Below are 24300 nucleotides of genomic sequence, written 5' to 3'. Positions count from 1 at the left end.
TTGATTATCCTAAGTTATGTTTCGCTTGCGAAACAAGACTATGGGTTATTATGTCAATCCTTTGGAGTGTGGTCCTTATAGGTTGAAAAGTTGTAGAATTTCACACTGATTCACAAGTGAGCAAAAAAAAAGTGAATTTTTATGAAAAAAAAAGACTTTTAATAATCTAGATTCGTTTTCCATCTTGTTTGAGGTGTCAATTGCCATCCTCGTAGTGCATATTCTTCAACCATTCTATGAGTATTGAAATATGATGATAATCTAATAGCATGTTTCATCCTTTCTGACCAACCATCGCGATTATTATAATATAATGGAATAATTTCTCGTTCAAGTTTTGTATAAAGATCTGAAGCATCCCATGAATCTGGATGTTGAGTGGCTTTCGGATCTTCGGGACCGCATCCAATTGCCCAACCTGCCATGGGATCTTTTTGATATCCTTCAATCCACCATCCATCTAACACACTAAAATTTAATACTCCGTTTAATGTTGCTTTCATACCGCTGGTACCAGAAGCTTCCATATATCTTCGGGGATTATTGAGCCAAACATCCACACCACTAACCAATAATTTTGCAAGATCCATATCATACGCTCCTAAAAATACTACTCCAATATCATATGAATCATACAAATAATCCGACATATCGCTAATTTGTTTAATGTAGCCTTTTCCTTGTTCATCTCGAGGATGAGATTTCCCAGCAAAAATAAATTGAACTCGTTTTTTACAAATTTTTCCTAAACGTTCTACTTGATCAAAAATAAGAGTCGGCCGTTTATATTCGGTTATTCTTCGAGCGAAGCCAATTGTCAATTTATTTTCATCTAATAATACCCAAGAATGCGATTTTTCATAATCCATTAATTTCTTCTTCGCTCTTTGGTGAGTTTGCCATAACTCATAATTTCCGATATCCCAAACATTTTGAAGTAACTGATAATTCATAGTCCATCCAGGTATACGGTCGTCTAATACATGTTGTAAATATGGGTTGACCCAGAATCGATTATGAATTCCATTAGTAATTCCGTCTATTTCATAACCGGGAAACATTTTTCTGGAAACAACTGCGTGTTTTTGTGCAACTCCATTACAATATCGACTACCATTTAGCGCTAAAAGTGACATATTCAAATCATATTCTCCTCCTAGTTCTTTATAATTCTCAGGTAATCTATCTCGGAAAACATCTCGGATTAAGTCATGATTAAAGTGATCATGTCCTGCTGGAACGGGTGTATGTGTAGTAAAAATACATCGCTTCTTTACTTCTTCTAAGTCATTTTTATACTTTTTTAAAAGTTCAAAAATTCCAAATGCAGCGTGGCCTTCATTCATATGGTGGGTTTGAATATTATGCAATCCCAAAGATTGTAACATCTTCACTCCACCCATTCCTAAAATCATTTCCTGAACAACTCTTTGAAATGGTGTTGCATCGTAGAGAATATGGGTAAATTTCTTCTGCCAGTGTTCATTGCCTTCAATATTTGAATCAAGGAGGATAATGGGAATTTCAAATCCTGTTTCTCCTTGCATTTTATACAACCATCCTCCTACTTTAAATTTTTTATCTTGGATGTCGAGTTCAATGATATTGGGTAATCTTTCAAACTCTGAACTGAATTCCCATTGTACTTCTCTTTCTATTTGTCGCCCTTGGACAACTTCCTGAAAGAAATATCCCGAATCATAACATAACGTTATTGCTACTAGTGGTATTTCAAGATCTGCTGCTGATCGAAGCGTATCTCCCGCAAGTACGCCTAATCCTCCACTGTATGTGGGTATATCACTTTCCATTGCAATTTCCATAGAAAAATATGCAATCTTGCGTTCATCATCACTAATTTGAAACATAATGATGAAATAGATAAGCGAACTTTAAATCTTTTGGCTTGTTAAACAATTGGCTTTGAATAAAAATCGGTAAAACTATAAGAAGGCTAACCAATGTTGCCATGTTAGTTTTGGTATTGAAGGAAAAATATTTATAAGTGTTGCAATGAGACTCTCTTTAGAAAAACTAGTTTGATTCCATTTGGAAAAACCATATCCCTTGGGAATTTGTTGAGAACGGCGTTCATAAAATGCCTTAATATAAAAAAACAATATTCTTTTTAAATTACCTATTGAAACCCATCGACCTGAAGGACCTCGTTTATATTTATTAACAAGAAGGAATAGATTTTGTAATTCTTGCTCAATTGTCCAATCTTTTGCAAGTAAATTTGGCTGGAAAAATTGAGATGCTTTATAAAAAATTCTCGAATTTCCCATAGCTGCTCTGCCAATCATAATTCCTGAAACATTTGTATTTTGAACAATGTTCTGTAATTGACAAACATCACTTATTCCTCCGTTTGCTAAGATTGGTATTACTCCTTCAACAGCTTTATAAGCTTCTTGAAAACTTGATAAATCATTTTGGATGTGTTGCATATTAACTCCGGCCATTTTCACTGGAGCTCGATTTAGACTAATCCATCCAATATTTTTCCCAAATTCTTTTCTAATTCTTCGACATAATTCTATTGGATTATCATCTTGGTTATAACCTTTCCTAATTTTCATAGATATTGGCAAATCAGAATATTTTAAGACTCGAGAAATAACCTTGATCACCAAATCAGGTGTTTTTAGTAATTCTCCTCCGCGTTTTTGAGGAAGAACTTTATAGCCTGGACAGCAGAAGTTAAGATCAATAAAACTGATTTCCATCTTTTTTGCATTAGCATTAATGAATTCTACTGCAGGTCTGATGGGATCATCAGGGCGTGCTATTAATTGAATTCCATCATAAACTTTTTTTCCTGATGGAGTTTTAATTTTAGTGATATGCTTTATTTTTTCCCAAAATTGCCATTCTTTCGCTTTCAATAAATGTTGAGGTAAAATCTTTGGTCGAAATAATAATTGTGCACCATTTAGTCCCATAAGCTCTCGAATTAAGGGATTTGCAGAATATGGTTCCAATGGGGCAAAAGCTAATGTAGACTGTGTGCATTTTTTTTCTGCTTTAATCCCATGATCAGGAAAGATATCCTTAATTCGTAGAGTCATAACAATATCAAATTTTTAAACCCAAAAACTTTTACCTATGAAATTTTAAAAAAGACTTGATTTAATTGAAATTAACTCCTACATCCAAAGTATATTTAGATCATTCCGCATATCAAATCATGATGGAATATGCTTTAGCTCATCCAAATCGGGAAGTAATTGGGGTTTTTTTTGGAACTAAAAATGAAGCTGCAGAACTATTTATTGAAGAATCTTACCCTTTTCGAGTTGGAAATCGGCAAGATGTTCATTTTACTGATGAAGATTACGTAAAAGTTGTTCCTCTTATTAAAAATGCCGAGAGTAGAGATCTTGATTGGTTAGGGTGGTTCCATTCCCATCCATTCAAGGGAGGAGATCATATTTATATGTCACATACTGATGTAACTTATCATTATCCTGCTCAAACTCAAAATCCTAATTGGACTGCTATTGTAATTAATCCACATCAAATACAAGATCCCACAACCGTTCGCGGTATGCGAGCATATCGCCTAGAATGGAATAATAAAATGAACTGCCCCCAAAAAAAAGTAATTGAATTGGAAATGGAAGTTATCAATGATCCCAGATAAATTTTTAAAAGTTTTGCTTGAAACCGTATTAGAACAATTCAGTACCATAAAAACACAATTATTTCGGCTTCAATCCATTTTAAATACTAATTGGCCTAATTTCAATCCTTCGCTCCTAAAAATTAAAAATATGAAAGTAGATCCTACTGATTTTTTAGAAAATCTTTCCTACCGAATTCAAGTATTACAAACTCTACATCAAGCTATGAATGATACTCTTATTGTAATTAAAACTTTGATTGATAATTTTTACGAACACTATTTATTTCCAGAACAAATGAGGGTCGATTTTCCAGAAAGTGATTTTTTTTCTGTTGTATTTTTAACCAATGAGATTCTCATTGGTTCTTTATTACAATATTTCATGTTAGATCTAACAAACGTTCCTATGGGCTATATTGTGGTCGCAAAGAATAAAGAATTAATGAAAATTAAACCCCTCTCTGCTGAACGTATTAGAAGAAATATGAACCGATCGAATTTTGATGTTTCGATCGATGAGATACATTCGATTTTATCGATATTGATTGCTCATAATTATGTTGAACAATGTGGAGGTTCTGATTCACCAGAGATGTTGTATCGATTTATTAAAGATTTTACTTTATCGGGGAATAGTGAAGTGATTTTTAATAAGAAAATTAGAAATTTGATTGAATGGATTATTGGCATATGGCGAAGTCTCTATAATCTTCGGTCATTAGATATGCCTATCCCCGAAAATTATGCCTGTTGTGAATTTTTGGAGGAAACTGTGAGTCGGGCAGCAACTCAAGGTTATCTAAATGCGTCTAACGTAATAGAAAATATTATTGGGTACTATCAGATGCTAGAAAATGAAAAGTTATGAAAAAAAATAGTGAATTAACGACCTAAACTAAATTCCGAGCTCATTATTTCTTGTCTCGATATTTTAACATCGTAATCTTCTTCAAAAGCTTGAGTTGCGTCGCTCAAATATAGTCCTTTAACAATATGTCCATCTTGTTTGAAAAAATTTTCTGAAGGTTGAGCCAAATCAGTTGCAGGGGATTCTGCGATGGAGGGTGGTTCTACCGGCATAGTTCCTAACATACGATCTAGTTTCAATCGCAATAAAGGATAATAATTTGGGGTTAATGCACTAATATATGTTGGGAATTGTGAGGCTTCTTCTACCATCATTTTTATTCGATTTGCTTTTTTCAAGTTTCCACTTTTTGAATTAATATAGTCATCATATTTGTTTAAAATCACAGTAACTTGACATTTTGGCGCTTTTTCATTCAGAAAGTATTTCAATTTTTTTGAAGTTCGTTCGATCTCTTTCTTTTTTAGATTATTTGATAACGTAAAAAATAATAAAATTCCATCGGTTTCATAAAACATTTCTTCATTATTTGGGGATAACCATCGAGCCATCTCTTGCCCAGCTAAATCAAATACTCCGATTTTAGCATGATTTTTTTCGAAGATATTTATTTCTACGCCAATTGTAGGCTCCAGTTTATTAGATAAAATGCTTTGTGGGGTTTTGTCACCAAAAAAAATCTTAATCAGCGAACTTTTTCCTGCATCCATTTCTCCCATAACAATTATTTTGATTTCCTTTTCATATTCTGCATCAAGTATGCTTACATCTACTGTTTCTAAGTTAAAATTTGGATCAATATTTTTATTTGAGACTGCCATTTTTCACGATTATCCCCTTTATAATTTTTTAACGTATAATTTGAAGTTTTATCTGATTTTAGGGCAAAAAATAATGATTAAAACATAATCCTTAGAAAGTTTTCAAGAAACCAAATTCAAATAGATATAAAAAAACAAGCAATAAATAGAGTCTTTGTAGAAATGTATAAAAAAACTTCAATTTTTGACCTAACTCATCTATCTTCTGTTCAAATTTTATTTTTTTTGATTAGCGTCCCAATTTATTGGGAAAAAAGCAAGTTGGGGCAATAGAAAAACCGAAACTATTTAAATATCGCCGATTTAAAAAAAATACAATCTGGAGTTTTGACAATGACTGAATTTACTGTTGAGTATTTTAAAGAAAAAGGAATTGATTATATTCAATACCAATTTACCACCTTAATGGGCGATTTGAAAGAAGTTGAATTTCCCGCTCAAAACTGGGAAAGCATGAAAGAAGGTACTGGTGTTGATGGATCAAGTTTAGGATTTTTGTCCACAGAACAATCTGATATGCGTGCAATTCCTGATTTAGAAACGTTTGCAATTTTACCTTGGAGCCCCCGAGTGGGACGGTTTATTTGCAATATGGTTGGTAATGATGGTTTACCTTATCCTACATGCCCGAGGGGAATTTTAATTAAAGTATTGGCTGAAGCTGATTCAATGGGGTATGTTTTTAAAACGAGACCAGAATTGGAATGGTATTTCTTAGACGATGATTTAGATCCTGCTGATGAAGGAGATTATATGTGTACTGTCCCAAAAGACCATTTACATGAAGTTCGAAGACAAATCACAGATGATATGCTAAGTATGTTTTCCAAAGGAAGCCCGCATACAGTTCATCATGAAGTAGGTCCTGCCCAACATGAAATTGAACTTTCAAAACTGGATGGTTTAGCCCAAGCAGATAATGTTCAAACAGGTAAGCTCATTGTTAAATCAGAAGCATTATTCAACGGTTTAGTTAGTACTTTTATGCCAAAACCTTTTGCGGGAAAAGCAGGTAGTGGATTACATATTCATGAATACTTAGAAGATAAAGAGGGCAATAATATTTTTGCTACTGAAGGTGGAATTAGTGATGAATTGAAGTATTTCATTGGGGGAACTATAAAACATGCTGATGCGATTTCAGCATTATTAAACCCTTCAACCAATTCATACAAGCGTTTGGTTCCAAATCACGAAGCTCCTGTGCACAAAGCATGGGGTATTGGAAATAGGACTGCATTAATGCGTGTTCCTGGATATGAATCGAAGGCTCATATGGAATTTCGGGCGGGTGATGGGACAATGAATATTTATCTCGGTTGTGCTGCACTTTTAGCGGCAGGTTTAGATGGAATCCGTAATAAAATTCAGCCAAATATTCCCACTCGAAAGAATATTGATCATTTAACTGATGAAGAGCGAGCAAGTTTAGGGATTAGTCAATTACCTTCTAGTTTAAAAGATTCGCTTGATGCATTTGAAGAGAGTGAGTTCATTACGAAGGTATTCGGTCAACAATTTAAAGATATATATCTTGAAAAGAAACGTGCTGAGCTTATTGAACACTTGGTTGCAGTTAATAACCATTACGAGCAAGAATGGGAAATAGATCGTTACTTACACTGTTAGATTTGATTTTTTTTTTCTATATCTTTTTGTTACCCGTGACCACAATGGACACATTTAAATACTTGTGTGACCATTATGATCATAATCTTAACTGACCATTGTGGTCACAAAGTGAAAAACATGAATGTAAAAAAAACTAAATCAAACCATCAAAAAATCGATCCAGATCATCCTAAAAAGGATAGAGATCTTTCCCATCTTCCGAGATGGAAGCAGAAAATCGCCAAAGCGCCAAAAAATAAATCAAATCATCAGCCAGACAGAGTGAATTCTAATGAGTGATCCCAAAACTAAAAATGGTTCTAGAAAAAGAGATGATCGTATGTACCATGATGATGATCAAAGGAGAAATCCTTCTCCCCATCATCATAGAAAGGGTACTCATCCACTTCAACGGCGTTTTCTTCGAAGATTTGGCCCCATGGGAAATCCTCGAATGATGAAGCGTGATGAAGTCTATCGTGATTTGAAAGAATTATTTATTCTTTCCGCTCTGGAGGATGCACCATCTGGTTTATCTGGTATGGAGCTTCAAAAAATGCACGGTATGCCACGAGGAAATATGCTACGTGGATTAAAAATTTTGGAAGATCAAAAATTTGTTGAATTAGCTAATCCAAGTTTGGAAGGTAAAAAATCAAATCTATATCAACTTACAAAAGAAGGAAAAAATTATCTCGAAGTTCTTAAAGAACGCGCTGCCGAACGAAATATTTTATTAGAAGAAATTGCACCCATTGGAAAATATGGTTTTCCGATGAGAGGACGTGGACCACGACGATTAATGCATGATCAAATTGCTACTTTCACATCGAAAGAGGATACTTTAGATTATTTTCGTGGAATGCGCCATCAATTAAATCGTCATATTCGACATATGAACCAACGATTGACCTTTATTGCAGAAGATAAGAAAGAATTGGATGAATTAATCCATCAATTAGAAGATCTCGAATCTTTCAATGTAGAAGAAGTTAAAAAATTGGTAAAAAAATGCATGAGAAGACCAACTCCTCCTTTAGATACTGAAGAATAGGAAAATTCAAATTTTTTTTTAATATTTTAATTCAATTGGCTTCGAAATTGTGACCAATAAAACTTCAATCGTTTTTTGCACATCTGCGACCAAATTTTGAGCTAGAGGTGAGTGAATATATCGGCAGGGTACAGATACTCCTGCTGCTGGAATTCCTCCAATCATTTTATGGAAAACTCCTGCATTTGTTCCCCCAAATGTGGGTAACTTGTATTGCCAAGGAATATTGAGTTCCTTTGCGGTTTCTTGAAGTAATTTTAACAATCGGTGATCATAAATTGTTCCATGATCTGCTGCTGTAAAAGCGGGGCCAGATCCGCACGATGTTGGATTTTTATCCGCGGGGACTCCTGGGACATCGGCTGCTATGGTATTTTCAATGGCAAATCCTATGTCTGGGTTGAGATTATGGGTGGCTGCTTGAGTTCCTCGAGCACCAACTTCTTCAGTAGTAGAGAAACTAAAAACAATTGTATTTTCCAATTGAGCTTGTTGGGATAAAAGTTTGGCTATTTGTAACAAGACATTGCATCCGGTGCGATCGTCAAAACCTCTTCCACGCATGATACCTCTCTCCGGTATATATTCAAAGGGATAATCTAAAACTCCGGTACTTCCAATATCAATGCCCAAAATTTCCACTTCATCTTTATTTTTGGCTCCAATATCAATAAATAACCCAAAATGGTCGGGGGATTTTTCCCGTTCGGCTGCAGAAGTAATATGGGGTGGTGGCATCCCAATAATTCCCGAAACTGATTTATTATCAGTTGTTTTAATTAAAACTCTGCTGCCAGGATATAGTCGTTTGTCAATACCTCCTAGAGGAGAGAATCGAAGGAAACCCTTTTCATCAATATAACGGATCATAAAACCCACCTCGTCCATATGAGCGTCAAGCATTATTCGAAGTCCATTTTCTTTGGAACCATTCTTTTCCGCAAGAACGTTTCCCATGGGATCGATCCAAACTTTATCAGCAAAATTTTTCATTGCAGAATAGATAAAATCTCTGACCAAATCTTCCCTACCACTCACTCCTATTAATGAAGTCAACTTTCGCTGAATTTCCACAATATTAGTTATAAGTTCTTCTGTCATATTAAGTAGAAGATAGAAGGATCTCTTTTAAATGATGGGTTCCAATCAAAAAGAATCTCTTGGTAAATTTGCTAGTTTATCTAATTCCTCAATATCTGGGAAATCATTTACCATTAACTTTTCAATAGTATTGATGGATAAAATTCTTTTAGACCAACGAACTAATTGCCATATCTCAAATAGAGCATAAATCGCAACAAAAAATCTAGAACGATGTAAATAGAAGTTATACTTTTCTGCCAAAGGAGTTAATTGAGGAATTACTCGTACTGTTATTAAATAATCTTGGAAAATCCATAGGAAAATCGCACTAAAGATAAGAATACAGATTATAATCGTTCGAATTTTACGCATTTTATCAATTAGAATATAATTCGATGCGGCAATTGATTGAGATGCATTTAATATTTTTCGATTCCAATGGTATATAACAAGAAATTGATAGCATGCAAATATTGTTATTACTGCTAATAACAGATAGATTGAAATAAATCTAAATATACGAAAATTATCATTCCGATTCGCAATTCTTCGAACCATCCCCAGAACTATCATTTCGATAATTGTCATTATTGTAATGAAAAGAAAACCTATTATTTGAATAATATTTTCTTTTTTTGCATTATGTCGGTAAGTGGCCTGCATTGCTAAATAGGTTGGATCGATTTGTTTTTTTTCGGGATCATTGAAAGTATCTTGATTTCCCTCTATATAGGTTTTTTTCTCATTTTCTTCATCAAGATTTGCATTCTTACGTCTTTCTTCCATATTTACACTCTCTATATTTCCAATTCTTTAGATAATTGCATGAACCATTTGAACCGGTGGATTCCTCGTTTTGTAATGTATATTTTATGACGAACCCGCTGCTTTCCCCAAGCTTCTTCAATTAAAGTGATGTATTTGGCTGCCACTAATTGTTCAATATACTTATCCCCAACGGGTGTTTTCAAACCAAGATCTTTGTATACTTGTGATTTTACCGCCCCAACTTGTCCTTGTTTCATCAATTCTTCCAAAATGCACTGAATTATTACCAGAGCAGATCGATATCGTTTTGTTGGGGAAGAAGGCATTTTTGATTCGTTCTAGATTAAGAAACGATTCTTTTTATTTAATAGCTAAGGAACCTTTGGTACAGAAGGAAACAAAAAAAAGAATGATTAAAATTTATATGATGGCAAAACAATCAATTTCAACTTTCCATTCCGGTTTAACTAAAGCAGATATTGCCATAGCGGCTCGAGCGGGAAAATTCGTTTCTATTCCATGATTAATGAAATATTTCTTGTATGCTTCATTGAAAACTCCGAAATCAGCGATATCCGTCAAGAATACTGTAATTTTTACAATATCGGTTAGTTTTGCATTTCCTTTTTCCAAAATTCCTTTAATTTTGTCCAGACATATTCTAGTTTGTTCTCCAACATCAACTGGAGTTTTTCCATCTTCAATGGGAACTTGCCCTGATACATAAATTGTATTTCCTGCTTTCATTCCTGCACTGAAGGGTGCACCACCCATAATTGCTTCTTTTTCTGTCATGAATAATACCTTTTTACAATCTGTTACTTTTAAATTAAGTCGAAGATAAATTTAAAATCCTAGAAAATCATTTTTTTTACACTACATATTTTCAAATGCTAATGGAATGTGATAATTATCAGAAGAGTATTAGTTTTGAAGGGGGGAGGGATTAGAGGCCTATTACAATTAGATTCACTAAGGATTTTAGAAAATCATTATGATGAACCAATTTGTAGAATATTTGATTTAATTACAGGGACATCAGTGGGAGCGATTACAGGAGGTGTCTGTGCTCTGGGTCAAATTTCCATGGAATCTTATATTGATTCATTTCTTCGCTATTTCCCATCAATTTTCAAAAAGCATTGGTGGTCTGGCATATTTAAACCTGTTTACCAACGTAAGCATTTCTATTCCATGTGGGATGCAATTTTGGGTGAAAATCCGATATACATGCGGGATTGCAAAACTAAATTTATGTGTACGGCGGTAAATTTATGCACAAATCGAACCCATTTTTTTAAAAGTTGGGAAGATGAAGACAAAGATGAGTTATTAGCAAACCAAATTGCAAAATCGTTTGCTGCACCTTATTTCTTTGGTCAATTTGTAGATGAAAAAAATAAGGCCGTATGGGTTGATGGAGGTGCGGGTACCACTAATACTCCTGTTGATCGGGCTTATGCTGAAGTTATTAATCAAGGTTGGTACAAGGAACGAACAGAAATTATAATTCTTGGAACTGGATATGTCGATCTTTCTATTCCTTTTGAGAAGGCAAAAAAACAAGGGCAACTCCAGCAAATGTTGAAATTTATGAGTCCTGTGGAAGGTGGACTTGCTCGTATTCAAAGTACTTTAAATAAAATCCGACGAATGGAAATTATTACAAAAGCCAATCCTCTAATTACAGTGAAATATTTTGATACTGATATAGGAAAAATTTTTAGTGGAACAGATAAAATTCAATATGTGCAGCAATATATGTCCTTTGGACGGGTAATTGCTGAACAAGTTGAACGATATTTGGAGGATTCTAAGATCCCATTTCATTAACTACTAAGTTCTGAGAGAAAAGCAACTATGAAACGAGTTTTAGTTTTGAAGGGTGGCGGCGTACGGGGATTGATTCAATTAGATGGTCTTCGTGTGCTCGAGAAATACTATGGAAAGAAAATTTGTGAAATTTTCGATCTAATTGTTGGAACAAGTGTAGGTGCCCTCACGGGGGGAATTTTGGCTACGGGGAAATATACTATGAATCAATTTATGGATATTTTTATCAAATATATCCCTTTTTTATTCAAAACCTTCTGGTGGCGGAAGATGTTTGGAGCATTATATAGTCGGAAATATTTTTATGCTATGTGGGATCGCTTGTTTGACTATGCAGTCCACATGCGCGATTGCAAAACTCGTTTCTTGTGTACAGCGGTAAACATATGTGATTTTAAGACTCACTTTTTTAAATCATGGGAAAAAAAGGACGGGAAAGAAAAACTTCAATTTCAGATTGCAAAATCCTTTGCCGCTCCCCATTATTTTGGTCATTTAGTCGATTACAAAAATCAAAGTGTTTGGGTGGATGGGGGAATGGGGGAATCCAATACTCCAATTGATATTGCCTTCGCTGAAATTTTTGATTTAGGTTGGACTCAAGAACATGTTGAAATGACAGTAATAGGAACTGGTTCGTGTGATTTATCAATCCCTTTTGAGCATGCAAAAAAAGATGGGCAGATTATGCAATTATATCGATTTATGCAACCTAAGGAAGGTGGTTTAGCTCGTATACAGAGTACAATTAATAAAGTTAGCCGGATGGAAATTATTGCGAATTCGAACCCCTTATTTGATTTTAAGTATTACAACGTAGATATTGGTCCAGAATTTGATGGAATTGATAAACTTCGGTATATCAATGAGTATTTGGCTTTTGGGCGAGTAATTGGCGAAAAGATTCAACGTGATTTAAACATTTTTCATTGAAGATACTTTTTTCTAAAAACTGACCTACAAAAGGTAGTTCAGCATCCGACCTTTGGTACACCACGATTTAAATTCATTTTTCATCATATCCAAAACAGAACCATTTTCTTGGTCAGAAAAATAATAATGGGAATGAAAAATGAGAAAAAAAAATCTAAAAATAATATTCGCAGGCATTCTTTTGGTTGCGATTGGATTTATGGGGGTATTTCAAACATCCGGCTATAATTCTAATATTATAGTGACAAAAACTGGTCATAAATTTACTGAAGAATATTGGGCAATTGAATACGATGTTTTAAGTGGAAAATTAGTAGAAGATTTAATTCCTGGAGATTTCGCCGAAGAGATGAATGACACTTTTCCAGATCGAGCCCCTTATCGGGATGCTAATTTCTATATATCTTATATAAATCTTGGTCCTGTTCAAACACTCTATATGGCGTTTACAGAATATTCCAATGATAATCGTAACACTACTCGGATAGGAATTGCTCCTTATCAAATTATGCAACAACATTTTAGAACGCCTGCTGGAAAACATGTGATTGTGCAAAATTCCTTTGCTGGATTGGTTGCTTATCAAGAGATCAATGAATCTAATGGAGTGCCAAATAAGGATGATAATTTATTTTATGGTAATAGTTTAAATAGTCAATTCAACAAACATCTTTTAAACCACCGATTTTTCCGATCTTTAGGATTTGAACCACTTAATATGGCAGACCTTCCTACTGCTACTCCTAAATTACTCGAAAAAACAACTAATGGAGATGAAGTAGAATATACTTTTGGGATTGATTATGAGAATATATTTATTGTTTGGCATTCGATGCACGTAGAAGAGGATATCAACAATACTATTACTGCTGAAGGATTGTTAGATAAAATTGTTGCGTTTAGTTCTATGGATTACTTAAACTTTACTTATAAGATATCGGGAACTTTGGTTGAAGATCAGCCCATCAATGTTACTACTACTACTGAATATGACATCGGACCTTTATCCGATTTGTGGGTTGTCAACGATGAACAGTCGAAAACTGAACTTTGGGATGGAATTTATTATGATTTAGATCCTTCCAATATAATTACTGATAAAACAGTGTCAAGATATAACACAACAGCATCTATTGAAGATCGATTAAATGGGGATGAAAGTGTGCCCGGATTTAGTCTTGCCATAACTAACTATGCTCGGATGACAGTTATCTCTGCAAATATTAATGGGCAGGATGATGTGGATGTAATTGATGGAAATGGGTTTAATGTTGATGGTGATAATTCAGATGTTAATGTGTCCTCCTTAGATCTCCGGACAGCAAATAAACCTGCATTCAATATTGATTTTGCAAGTAAACCTAATTACACTTTAAATGGTGGAAATCCTATGCCTGCACCAGTAAAATTATATCCCCAAATTCGGTTGAAAGATGGATCCTTAAACGCTGTGGATCATTTATCGCATCTATTTCTCAATTCTATCACACGATCTATGGTTCAAGCACGTATTGAATTTACTAAAGAGAAATACGATTTAGCAGATCAGGAAATTTCAATTGATATTAACCGCAGAAACGTATTCTATGCAATTTGTTTCCCCCAATGGGAAGGTAAATCTATTAATCAAGATCCGACATTTACGGCTATCGCCGATCCTGTTGTAGTATCGACTACCTTGGGAGATGGTACTTTGAAAATTTCAGGCTATGCTTTCTCTAGCTTACTTATTTTTGGAATTGGAATTATTGCCTATATAATGAAATCGAAGAAATTTCACAAGCGTTAATTTTTTATTCCTTTTTTTAAAACTTTCTTGGATTTTGCCATGTCACTCTATCTTCATCTTGAGCATCAGCGTTAATTATGTCTGTTAGTCGACATACTTCTTGATTCGCTTGATAAAATTCTTGAGCAGCTGCTCGTTCCCAATATCCTATCGTTTCAAGAAGTTTTCGGACCAAGGGCATAGCAGTATTATCCAAGTAAAATATTAGGTCCGTCATTACACCTTTTGTTGATTTTGGAGCGAATAGTAATTGTTTCCGGGTTTTGTCCCGAATTTGCCAGTACCATTCTAAGCGAGACTCTAATTCATTTCTCAACTGTAATTGACGTTCATCAAAAGGGTGCGGTGACATATATTGTTTTCAAGATCTAGAACAACCTTTATAACTAAAAGCTTTTCGATCCTATGAAGAAGAACTAAGTGATAGAAAAAAAATGGGTGAATATTTTATTCATAGCTATCTTTGCTTTTTCTTTTGCTAAAAGCCATAACTATCAAAAATGGAGAAATAATGTAGATTAATGATAAAATCGTGGCGCTTTCTATACTTAAGAAGATACCTAACATCATAATCATGCATACGAGTACTACTAAACATCCCCATTTAATAATTTTTGAATTTTTGGTTGCCCAAGGTAAAGTTCGTAGATTAATTCTGAAAATGAAATCATTAAGTTTATTTGAAAATTTTGAGTTAGGATTGAAAACAATCAGCAAGTATAGTACGGAAAGTATTGCCATGATGGTAATTGTACTAGATTGAACATTGTATGTTATGATGAAGTATATAAAAATAATCCAAACTAAGGCAATCATATCAAAATGGATCAGAGGATATTCTTTCTTCACTTTAGTTTGAGTTTTTTCAGTCAATATTTCCATAAGGTTATTACTATTTTTTTTTTAATTTAAAGTTTTCATTTATTTCAAATTTTATTTCTACTATATTATATCAATAAACTAATTGAATTAAGTTAATGATGACTATAATGGCTGATATGATGTTTAAATTCCACCATATCTTGAATAAATATACTATAACTGATCTAAATGTACTAAACAATATTTATGCTATTTTACTCGAGAAAGAATATTTACTTAAAATTTCAAAAATATGAATAAGACTTTGAGGTGTTCTTTTTTTTTTAATAATCTGAACTAAACAGTTAAAATTATAATTGCAGAAAAACAAATTATCGTATAGCAATCAATCTAAAAAATTGAATTGGGTAAAGTCCATGACACAAGCTCCTACTATGAAAATCGGTATTCTCGGTCTCGAAAATGCTGGTAAAACATCTCTTATCCGCACTTTACATAAAACTTATCATATTGGTGACCCTTTATCCCCTACGAAGAATATAGATCGCAGTTTTTTTTCTATGTTTGGCGAAAAGGGCACAGTTTGGGATTTTGGGGGTCAGTCTATCTATCGTGACTCGTATCTTAAACATCCTGATCGATTTCTATCGGGAATTCAATATCTATTTTACGTGATTGATATTCAAGATACTGATCGCTTCCCTGAAGCGTTACAATATTTTAAACGCGTGTATGAGTTCTCTTCCAGCCATAATCCGAATATAATGGCTTCAATATTATTCCACAAAACAGATCCGGCTCTTCAAGAAGATGAGACGGTTAGAAAACGGATTGACACATTGAAAAAAGAAATTCATCGGATAACCGATGATGTGGAACTAGCCTTTTTCGAAACTACCGCTTTTGATCCTTTATCCGTTTTGAATGCAATATCTCTACCAATACTCGGAGATCAACCGATATATAATTCCTTATCTGTTCTTTTCGCCAATTTCTCGCTAAATAAATCCATTGAATATATGTCTTTACTTGTAGAAGATTTGTTGGAAATTGGATCGTTTCGATTACGAACAGCGAATCAGGAATTTTTGGATGCCTCAATGGCGTTTTATAAAAATTTCTTTACACTTGAAATTGATAATAATATTCGTTCTTACTTATTTGAAGGCTATCGCTTTTCAATTATCAAAGGGGAGGTTAATGATATCCATTATACTTTAAATATTGCACATCCTATCTTATCAGATAATCCAATTCCAACTGAACAAGACATTGAGAGCATTATTCCCGAGATTAATTCTCAGTTTGAACAATTTAGTCCTAAATTTTTCTGAAACTACCAAAAAATCAAAAAATTTCATATTTTTTTGCATCTTTTATGTTCTTAGTTGAATGGATTTCTCTCCTAAGAGTTTTAATGTAGAATAAAAAAATTATACTTGAGAAAGATTTATTTTTATAAGTTTATCTTGGTTTTTAATGTTCGGTTTTCGGGCAGTTCTATTATTGCTTATGACAGAAATTAACAGGATCAATTCTATCGATATAAATATCAGAGTTAAAATCAATGCAATAGTGCCAACGTCTAAGTAGGGGGGAAATAAGAAAAGATTAATGGGATAATTTTGCTCTGAATTACTATATTGTAATCCAATATGGTTGAGTAAACCCGTATAGCACAAGCTTAAAGCGCAACCCATGAATATTGCAAGGCTAAAAATAACAGTGGACTCTGTTAATATGATCTGATTAAACTTATTATGTGAAATTCCCCGCCCAATGAGATTTGCTTCAATTTTATGGTTTTTCTTATAGATGAGATACTCCATAAAAATAATTTCAACGGTTAACATAAAACCAATAAGAATTAAATCTGTGAAAATAATTCCATAAAATCCATAGCTTCCATAGTCAAATGTCATCAGAGTTGTATCCAAATTATTCCAATTTTCAGCATAACTTTGATAAGCAATATTAGATTTTTCATTCTTAAAGCAAACTCCGATTAAATCATTTATTGTAGATTCTAAATTATTTCCCACATTGTTAAGTGTGCAAAGATGGATCATTTCTTTGATTTGAACATTAGATTCAAGTGATTGTAAACCATCTACATCAATCAGAACAAAATTTGAAGATTGGATATTTGAAACTCCTGGTAATAAATCTATCGCATCAATGATTACTGCAGAAAAATAAAACCTATCGAATTGGTTGGTTGTGGAATTAAAAAGATTCTGTGAAATTGAAATTTCCTGGCCAATTTGTAATTTTGATGATTCTAATAATGTTTTTGATACAATAACATCACAAAGACCCGAGTTCTGTGTATTTTTTTGATCGATTTTCCTTATTTGCTGAGAGAAAAGCGGATAAGGCATCATTTTTCCATTATCCTTTATTATTGAGAGATATTTTGGAATATCTAAAGAAATTAATGTGCTTGATATTATTAATTGCTCTGATTCTGAAATTAACTTTATATCTACTTGGGGTTCCATTAGCACAGTACTCACATCTGAAATCAAATTTTCTCCCGTTTCACTTAACTTATAGGAGAGTAGTAATTGTTCGAGATCGTTCACTTTAGATAAATTTTGATAGTTTAACTCATGATTTGTTATCTTTAAATCCGCTCCAATAACAAAATTTTGAACGATTTTTTGATTTTGATATTTTCCGTGATAGAGAATATTAGAACTTACTAACAATGCTGCGAAAATACTGAATACTAAGAATATTTTGGACCATTTTTTTTCTCGAATGATTTCGAATCCCACGAATTTATCATAATCTTTTACAAATATTCGGGAAAATCTGCGGGAAATCGCATAAAATAGATTAGGACGATCTATTGTAAAAATTCTTACAATTCCTGCCACTATCATAGCAATCCCTAAGATGGAAAGGATTTCAATGAGGATATAATAATTAACGATGTTATTAACAATGTCGATTAATGAATCAGGGAGTCGAATACTTATTCCTATCCACAATAATAGAAGGAGAAGTATGGGGAAGTGTCCAAAAAAGAGTAACAGCTTTGTTCGGAGAGACACCTTACTTTTTTTTTTTGAATCATATTCTGAAAGATATTTTTTTTCCTTCTGGCTAAATTTTTTGGAGAATTTCTTCAAGTCTATGTGCTTTGCTTTTTTTTGTGGGTTCTCAAGTCTGTTTAATAATATATTTTCATTCAATTCTCCTTCTCCTATTCTGTTTTTTTCATTTAGAAATTTGAATTGCTTAATTTTCATCATAAAGGGGATTGTGATTACTAAGTTCAAAATAATGCTTAATAGTAAAGAAAAGAATAATGTGAATGATGAAATATATGGGAAGAGTTGTGAATTAGTATTATTTAACAAAATTGGACTTAAAAAGGCTCTGTATATGAAAAATGTGGATATTCCTATCAGATCCGCCGCGATTGAGCAGAATAAACTTGAACTCACAACATACATTATCAACTGCTTTTTGATAAGAGTCATAGATACGCCTTTATTTTTTAAATACAAGATTTCCTCTATTTTTTTTTTAGTATTAGATTGTGTGAAATTTAATCCTAAAACAATTGCGAATATAATGGTCGGAATATTTAAGATTTGGATTGCAAATTTTGTTTTTTGAATATCTTTATGAATCAAGTCTAGCTGGTGCCCCAAATAATTGACCATGCTTTCGTCTGGAGGAATATTGATAGATAAATTGTAAGCTTGAACTCCTATCAAATTTAATTGATTTGATAATTGATCATAATTTAATAAATCTCGCTGATAACTTAAAATGTACCCTGAATGTGTCCAAGTACTCCGTAAATATTTAAATGCTTCTGGATGGACATCTATGCGTGTATATAGTTTCTGAAAAGGATGTTTCCAATCTGGACCTGTAAAATTGTACCACGAAAGTATAGCGGGGCTATCTATCTCATTATTTTCGATATAATTCTTCTTTGTAAGATAATCTTCATAGTTATAAGAGTGATGAAAAGTTGTTAAATCGATTGTGAAGTTATAGACGCTGGGTAAATAGATTCCAGATATGTTTATGTTTGAAATTTCAAAGTCATGAAGATGAGTTGTGACTGGCAATTGTAGATTTGGATCGGAAAAAAACGAGCCTGTTTTTAAATGAAGTGTACTAATCTTTCCTACAGTCAAATTATATTTTAAGGCTGTACAATAATCAATCATTACTTCATTTTCTGTTTCTGGTGCTTTTCCTGAAATAATTTTGATATATTCTGAAAATCGGGATGACGTATAGAAATCATCATCAAATACCATCAATTGAACTTCGGTACCATTTAATTCCTTCTTGTATGCGTATGGAGTAGTAGCGTTTGATTTATGATTTGGATATGTCGGTAGACAAAAAAAAGCTTCCTTCATATTTATAATACCATACCTCCCAACATTTTCTATTAAAAGAGAGCTTTTCTCAATTTCATTAAGGATTTTCTGATCATCTTGATGAAAATTCTCGGAGAATTTGACTCGGGGAATAGAAATAAGGGTTCCAAATTCATTTTTTTGTAATTGATAATGAGGAATTTCAAAATCGCTAATGTTCGTAAATTTGGAAGAGAAGATCTCTTTTTGGCTAGCCTCATAAAAGTATCCCAAACCAACTATCATTGAAATTGACAGAGAAATACAAAATAAAATGATATAATCTCGTTTAAAATTGCTACGAATCTGATTGAATTGGAATGATGTATATTTAAACATGGTTTAATCACTCATTTTTTTATTAATATAATCATGAATTTCTATAATATAAACTTTCACTATATTTGGGATTTGAAAATTTTCATATGTCTTTTTGTCTTGAAAGAAATATTAAGAAATAATGTTCTCAATTTTGATTGCTATATTTTTAATTCCCAAATAATGTGAAAATTTATATTATTAAAATACTATAATATCATTTGACGATAACATGAAAAATAATTCTAAGACTCGTTTAATCAAATTTATTACTCTCTTTTGGTTGAGTTCACTTTCTGTTTTACTTCCTCTTGCTGAATCGAGCCCAGATTTTGAAGTTGAGGATGGCTCATTAGTTGAAACAAATTGCATTTTAGGAATAAATTCTTGGAAATATGGTACAGTTAATTTAACCAAAGGCGACACTTTTGAAGGTTATTTAACCACAGAAAACGCCTCTCAATTAATGGATTTTTTTGTTGGAAATATGACTCAATTTCAATTTTGGATTGATCAAAATAATTCTAATCAATTTTTCCAAGCTAATCATGATTTTCATTCACTAAAAGTGGATTATTCTTGCTTGGAATCAGGATTATATTATTATATATTTTCTAATAGAAATAATTCCAATAGTTCTCTCTCATTCGATTGTGCTTTTGGTGTCAATGGTAAAAAACTCCCAAAATATGATCGATTTCATGAATTTGTTAAAAATGGGGTAATTTTAAAACCGGGTGAAAGTGAAATTGTGTTTTTCAATTATCTTGAAGATACATTTCTGATCGATCTTGAATTTAAATGTGTTTTTCCAATGGATGGATTAAACATGTATCTCGTAAATGGAGCAAACTTCGCACAATGGCGCACTAAAGGTTATGATTTGGTTCCAATGCTCCATTTTTATAATGTTAGTACCGTTTCGCATCTTTACAGCATAGAACATTCGCAAGGGTATGATTTGGTAATTTTTTCAAATCAAACTAAACGTGATGTTTCATTTTCTTATTATGCTGATACAATATTGAAAGAAGGGGAAACAAATTCTAATCGTCAACAAAATACCGGAACATTTGATGAAGATGGGTCAATTGCATCCTTTCCATTACATTTATTGTTGATTCTATCTGGATCATCAGTTGCGTTTATCGCAGAGAGAAAAAAATACAAATAAGCACATATAGTTGCTAATTGAATTTGAGATTTACTTACGGGGAGCATAAAAGTATTCATCATTTGCACGCTGACGCCGATCAATAGAGCTCCCTTTTTTATTAATTCGAGCTCGCCCTGTATCGTCATCCCTTCGAAACGTAATGTCCAAGATCTTTAAAAATTCATTCATTCCTTCTCCCTTTGTTAATGGACCTATTGTTCTTCCTTGAACTCCTGGTGTTCCAGTGAATAGAAACAAGCGGTCAGAAAGAGCATCTATTATTGCAATATCGTGCTCAATTACTATTGCTGTTGCAGAATTTCGTTTCGTGACTGCACGAATTACCGAACTAATATGCAATCGCTCTTCAACATCAAGATAGGCACTAGGTTCATCTAAAATATAGAGTTCCGCTCTTTTTGCTAAGCAAGTACATATGAAAACTCGTTGAAGTTGTCCACCTGACAAAGATTTTACTGGTGTCTCGTATATCTGATCAACTCCAAGAGGACCATAAAGGATTTGGGTCATCCCTTCTGAAAAATCGTAGTTTTGTGAATATTTCATGATGAATTCTTTGACTGTTCCAGGATGATTTCCTGTGATGTATTGTGGTTTATATGATACATAACGATCTATTGTTAAGAAATCACTGTCTAAATCTGGTTTCAATTGGCCTGTTAAGATTTTAGCGAAAGTTGACTTTCCCGTTCCGTTTTCTCCAACAATTCCAAGAATTTCTCCTTCATATATTATTCCAGGATCTACATCCAATCGAAATCCTTCAAATGTTTTGGATACTTTTCCATATTTCATAAAAATTCGGGCATTTTCCCAATTATGATCTGCAACACTTCGACGAAATGTTATCTTCTTTTTTCGAAATTGGGTATTTTCTGTTTTTAAAAACCCATTAAGATATGCATTAATTCCACCTTTTGTAGTTTGAACTTTTGTCATAACTCCAAATTGATGTGGTTTTCCATAAAAAAGATGCGTTACATCGCTCATATAATCTAATACCGCTAAATCGTGATCAACCACTAAAACAGGGTAATTTTTGATTCCACCAAAACCTAAAGATCGGTCTCGCAACAATTCCGCTAATTTGATTCGTTTTTTTACATCCAAAAAAGTACAAGGTTCATCAACTAAGTAGCAATCTGCTTCCTGACATAAAATGAATGCAATAGCAAATCTTTGAAGTTCTCCTCCGGAACATTGTTTTAATAGGCGATCTGAGATTGCATGAATATCCAAATCATCAAAAATACGCGTTAAAAACTGTTCTTCAATGGTGGAATGTGCCATTAAAATTTCACTGACTGTTTTTCCTTTATAACTTTCAAATAATACTTTTAAAACTTGCTGCTTATAAGCGATATGTCGATCCCCTTTGTAAGTTTCTTTAAAATGCATACGCATTTCGTTTTCTTTCACATGTTTGATTAATTCTTGCCACTTTAATCCATTGGGACCATACGAGGTATTACCGAAATTTGGTTTTAGGGTACCATTCAAGATATTTAAAACTGTTGATTTTCCAATTCCATTTGGGCCGCATAGTCCAGTCACACGTCCTGGAAGAAGAGTGGGGAGACCATATAGTCGAAATCCATGGGTGGATAAATCAATTTTCTGAGTTTCATTTGTTGTGGTTGATTGATCCAGAGTATATTCATGGGTTATTAGCTCATCTTCTGGTTCATCCAATAAAAAAATTGAATAAATGGCATTGCGCGGGCAGACGTTTAAACAAATCCCGCAACTTAGGCATAATTCATTGATGATTATCATCTTATCCGTTGATTTTTTATATTTTATTGGTACCTCATCCTTTTTAATGTGAGATTTTTTGCGATCGTTGCTTAAGGTAATAGGACACTTGGCAACACAGAGTCGGTTACAAGAACGAGGGGAGCACAGATCATAATCAATCAAAAAAACTTTCTTCATTATTAATATATTGAAGGAATCATACTACAATATTTTTTCGGTTTTAAAAATAAAGAAAGAGTGTAAGCATACAGGTTATTTTAAGGATGAAGGAACATTTCTCCAATATCCATTATAAAAGGTTTAAAAATCTTTCCAGATTGTTTGTTTCTTGGGTTAATATTGTTGATCATGAATACCCCACCAGATGTGGAGATGAATTTTTTTTTTTTGAGAATCCTTGAGAAATATGGAAATTGATCTGTGAGACCAAACAGAACAGTTACACATTTACGTTGCAACGCTGCTTCTCGGATTAAATCTAGCAAAAAATTGTAAATTTGAGAATTTTCTTGTGCGTTAGATGTTATAGAATGGTCTACACCCCATTCTCGAATAGTGGCTAATGGAAATTTAAAACCAAGTTTATCAAAATAAATCCATTGACAGAGAAAACTAGCGAACCCAATTATTCTCTCTTTCTTATAAAGTGCTATAAAGGTTGGTTTCAGCCCAGAACGTATATTTTGTTTGCGGAAATGTTTCCATTCTTGGTCACTAATCAAAATTTTTCCATTTCTTTGTTGTTTCCCGATCTTATTATAAAAATTTCTAAAACTGTTATGAGAAGAAGAATGATTAAATCCAACTGTACTGGGGTGAATAATTGAGCCATGTATCCCATGATCCTTCATTTTTTTTTTAATTTTTCTCATTTTCAATTTTGAATAAAAATAGAAGGGGATAAATAGAAATAGAAGTGGGGATAATAAGGGTAAATAACGAAAGAAATTTATATTTGGAGAAATCCAAACCCTAATAGACGAATAATCCCTCCATCCAAGGGGGATATATAATTTCAACCGAGCGTGGCCTTTTGGATCTGCAGCAAGAGTAGATAACTCACACTTTTGTTGTTTTAAAAAGGTTAATGCTTGAATCATGAGTGTTTTCGCAATTCCAATTTTTATATAGTTGGGATGAACTGCTACGTCATTGATGGAACCTGAAAGAAGTTGTTTTCCATCTAAAAATATTTCTTCGAGTGTAGAAAATACTGCTCCGACTATTAATTTTTTATGTGTGTCTTCTGCGATTTGAATTTCATTCGGATTAAAATTTGGACGTTTGACATACCTATATTTTAATCCTCTCGGGGTTCTCAAAAATCCTACTCCAGATTGGTGAAAGCAAAGATTAAAGAGTTCAGCAAGTTGAACTTCATCCCCAGGTTGATAATTCCGGTATATAATATTCATGACACATCATTCAAAGGAAATAAAAAAT

The 24300-nt window shown here is 33.1% G+C and carries 22 protein-coding genes; 10 read left to right on the top strand and 12 right to left on the bottom strand.

The genetic code is table 11. The features are described from left to right. Positions 1 to 158: 158 nt before the first annotated feature. On the bottom strand, positions 159 to 1868 hold the full coding sequence (gene glgP / locus NEF87_RS07485) for an alpha-glucan family phosphorylase (RefSeq protein WP_371805826.1): 1710 nt from the start codon (positions 1866 to 1868) through the stop codon (positions 159 to 161). 75 nt (positions 1869 to 1943) lie between these two features. Next, a complete protein-coding gene (locus tag NEF87_RS07480; RefSeq protein WP_457919286.1) occupies positions 1944 to 3071 on the bottom strand; it encodes a tRNA-dihydrouridine synthase family protein in 1128 nt (375 codons plus the stop codon). A 65-nt stretch (positions 3072 to 3136) separates the two neighbouring features. Here NEF87_RS07480 and NEF87_RS07475 point away from each other — a divergent pair, with 65 nt between their 5' ends. Both NEF87_RS07475 and NEF87_RS07470 read left to right on the top strand, forming a co-directional pair. Beyond that, positions 3137 to 3646, top strand: coding sequence for a Mov34/MPN/PAD-1 family protein (locus NEF87_RS07475; RefSeq protein WP_457919285.1), 510 nt, complete (start codon positions 3137 to 3139; stop codon positions 3644 to 3646). Next, positions 3633 to 4496 carry a hypothetical protein gene (locus NEF87_RS07470; RefSeq protein ID WP_457919284.1) on the top strand — a complete coding sequence of 288 codons (864 nt, stop codon included), beginning with the start codon at positions 3633 to 3635 and terminating at the stop codon, positions 4494 to 4496. Before NEF87_RS07475 ends, NEF87_RS07470 begins: the two co-directional genes overlap by 14 nt. A gap of 14 nt (positions 4497 to 4510) precedes the next feature. Here the strand turns inward: NEF87_RS07470 and NEF87_RS07465 are convergent, their stop codons facing one another. Beyond that, positions 4511 to 5317 (bottom strand): ADP-ribosylation factor-like protein, encoded by an 807-nt coding sequence (locus NEF87_RS07465; protein ID WP_457919283.1) that lies wholly within the window; start codon positions 5315 to 5317, stop codon positions 4511 to 4513. A gap of 333 nt (positions 5318 to 5650) precedes the next feature. Between NEF87_RS07465 and NEF87_RS07460 the strand changes: the two genes are divergently transcribed. The 3 genes from NEF87_RS07460 (at position 5651) to NEF87_RS07450 (ending at position 7982) form a co-directional block, all read left to right on the top strand. Further along, entirely contained in the window at positions 5651 to 6946 is a 1296-nt protein-coding gene (locus NEF87_RS07460; RefSeq protein WP_457919282.1) for a glutamine synthetase family protein, read from the top strand. A 120-nt stretch (positions 6947 to 7066) separates the two neighbouring features. Further along, positions 7067 to 7228, top strand: coding sequence for a hypothetical protein (locus NEF87_RS07455; protein ID WP_457919281.1), 162 nt, complete (start codon positions 7067 to 7069; stop codon positions 7226 to 7228). Next, positions 7221 to 7982, top strand: coding sequence for a hypothetical protein (locus NEF87_RS07450; RefSeq protein ID WP_457919280.1), 762 nt, complete (start codon positions 7221 to 7223; stop codon positions 7980 to 7982). Before NEF87_RS07455 ends, NEF87_RS07450 begins: the two co-directional genes overlap by 8 nt. An 18-nt stretch (positions 7983 to 8000) precedes the next feature. Here the strand turns inward: NEF87_RS07450 and NEF87_RS07445 are convergent, their stop codons facing one another. From NEF87_RS07445 to NEF87_RS07430, 4 genes are all read right to left on the bottom strand, one after another. Continuing rightward, entirely contained in the window at positions 8001 to 9083 is a 1083-nt protein-coding gene (locus tag NEF87_RS07445) for a M42 family metallopeptidase (RefSeq protein WP_457919279.1), read from the bottom strand. A gap of 45 nt (positions 9084 to 9128) precedes the next feature. Beyond that, positions 9129 to 9851 (bottom strand): hypothetical protein, encoded by a 723-nt coding sequence (locus tag NEF87_RS07440; RefSeq protein ID WP_457919278.1) that lies wholly within the window; start codon positions 9849 to 9851, stop codon positions 9129 to 9131. 11 nt (positions 9852 to 9862) lie between these two features. Beyond that, positions 9863 to 10159: a hypothetical protein gene (locus tag NEF87_RS07435; protein ID WP_457919277.1), complete on the bottom strand. Its 297-nt coding sequence runs from the start codon at positions 10157 to 10159 to the stop codon at positions 9863 to 9865. A 94-nt stretch (positions 10160 to 10253) separates the two neighbouring features. Next, positions 10254 to 10628: a RidA family protein gene (locus tag NEF87_RS07430; RefSeq protein WP_457919276.1), complete on the bottom strand. Its 375-nt coding sequence runs from the start codon at positions 10626 to 10628 to the stop codon at positions 10254 to 10256. Between the two features lie 108 nt (positions 10629 to 10736). On the opposite strand from NEF87_RS07430, the gene NEF87_RS07425 reads away from it, so the two are divergent. The 3 genes from NEF87_RS07425 to NEF87_RS07415 all read left to right on the top strand — a co-directional run bounded on the left by NEF87_RS07425 (position 10737) and on the right by NEF87_RS07415 (position 14388). Beyond that, complete coding sequence (locus NEF87_RS07425) at positions 10737 to 11666, top strand: patatin-like phospholipase family protein (RefSeq protein WP_457919275.1); 930 nt, start codon at positions 10737 to 10739, stop codon at positions 11664 to 11666. Between the two features lie 27 nt (positions 11667 to 11693). Then, positions 11694 to 12599: a patatin-like phospholipase family protein gene (locus NEF87_RS07420; protein ID WP_457919274.1), complete on the top strand. Its 906-nt coding sequence runs from the start codon at positions 11694 to 11696 to the stop codon at positions 12597 to 12599. 139 nt (positions 12600 to 12738) lie between these two features. Beyond that, positions 12739 to 14388, top strand: a complete 1650-nt coding sequence (locus NEF87_RS07415) for a hypothetical protein (RefSeq protein WP_457919273.1) — start codon at positions 12739 to 12741, stop codon at positions 14386 to 14388. 16 nt (positions 14389 to 14404) lie between these two features. On the opposite strand, the gene NEF87_RS07410 is transcribed toward NEF87_RS07415, so the two are convergent. Together NEF87_RS07410 and NEF87_RS07405 are read right to left on the bottom strand one after the other, a co-directional pair. Beyond that, positions 14405 to 14740, bottom strand: a complete 336-nt coding sequence (locus NEF87_RS07410; protein ID WP_371805811.1) for a hypothetical protein — start codon at positions 14738 to 14740, stop codon at positions 14405 to 14407. A 95-nt stretch (positions 14741 to 14835) separates the two neighbouring features. Continuing rightward, positions 14836 to 15270, bottom strand: coding sequence for a hypothetical protein (locus tag NEF87_RS07405; RefSeq protein ID WP_457919272.1), 435 nt, complete (start codon positions 15268 to 15270; stop codon positions 14836 to 14838). 356 nt (positions 15271 to 15626) lie between these two features. Between NEF87_RS07405 and NEF87_RS07400 the strand changes: the two genes are divergently transcribed. After that, complete coding sequence (locus NEF87_RS07400) at positions 15627 to 16544, top strand: ADP-ribosylation factor-like protein (RefSeq protein ID WP_457919271.1); 918 nt, start codon at positions 15627 to 15629, stop codon at positions 16542 to 16544. Positions 16545 to 16643: 99 nt separating this feature from the next. Here NEF87_RS07400 and NEF87_RS07395 read toward each other — a convergent pair whose 3' ends face one another. Beyond that, the gene (locus NEF87_RS07395; protein ID WP_457919270.1) at positions 16644 to 19943 is read right to left on the bottom strand and encodes a hypothetical protein; all 3300 of its coding nucleotides are present in this window, start codon (positions 19941 to 19943) and stop codon (positions 16644 to 16646) included. 211 nt (positions 19944 to 20154) lie between these two features. Here NEF87_RS07395 and NEF87_RS07390 point away from each other — a divergent pair, with 211 nt between their 5' ends. After that, positions 20155 to 21096 carry a hypothetical protein gene (locus NEF87_RS07390; RefSeq protein ID WP_457919269.1) on the top strand — a complete coding sequence of 314 codons (942 nt, stop codon included), beginning with the start codon at positions 20155 to 20157 and terminating at the stop codon, positions 21094 to 21096. A 30-nt stretch (positions 21097 to 21126) separates the two neighbouring features. Here NEF87_RS07390 and NEF87_RS07385 read toward each other — a convergent pair whose 3' ends face one another. Together NEF87_RS07385 and NEF87_RS07380 are read right to left on the bottom strand one after the other, a co-directional pair. Further along, complete coding sequence (locus NEF87_RS07385) at positions 21127 to 23034, bottom strand: ribosome biogenesis/translation initiation ATPase RLI (protein WP_371805806.1); 1908 nt, start codon at positions 23032 to 23034, stop codon at positions 21127 to 21129. Between the two features lie 80 nt (positions 23035 to 23114). After that, positions 23115 to 24272, bottom strand: coding sequence for a GNAT family N-acetyltransferase (locus NEF87_RS07380; protein ID WP_457919268.1), 1158 nt, complete (start codon positions 24270 to 24272; stop codon positions 23115 to 23117). Between the last annotated feature and the right edge of the window lie 28 nt (positions 24273 to 24300).

It is taken from the genome of Candidatus Lokiarchaeum ossiferum (genome assembly GCA_025839675.1).
Classification (GTDB): Archaea; Asgardarchaeota; Lokiarchaeia; order Sigyniarchaeales; family Promethearchaeaceae; genus Lokiarchaeum; species Lokiarchaeum ossiferum.
This window is presented reverse-complemented; position numbering and strand designations above follow the sequence as displayed.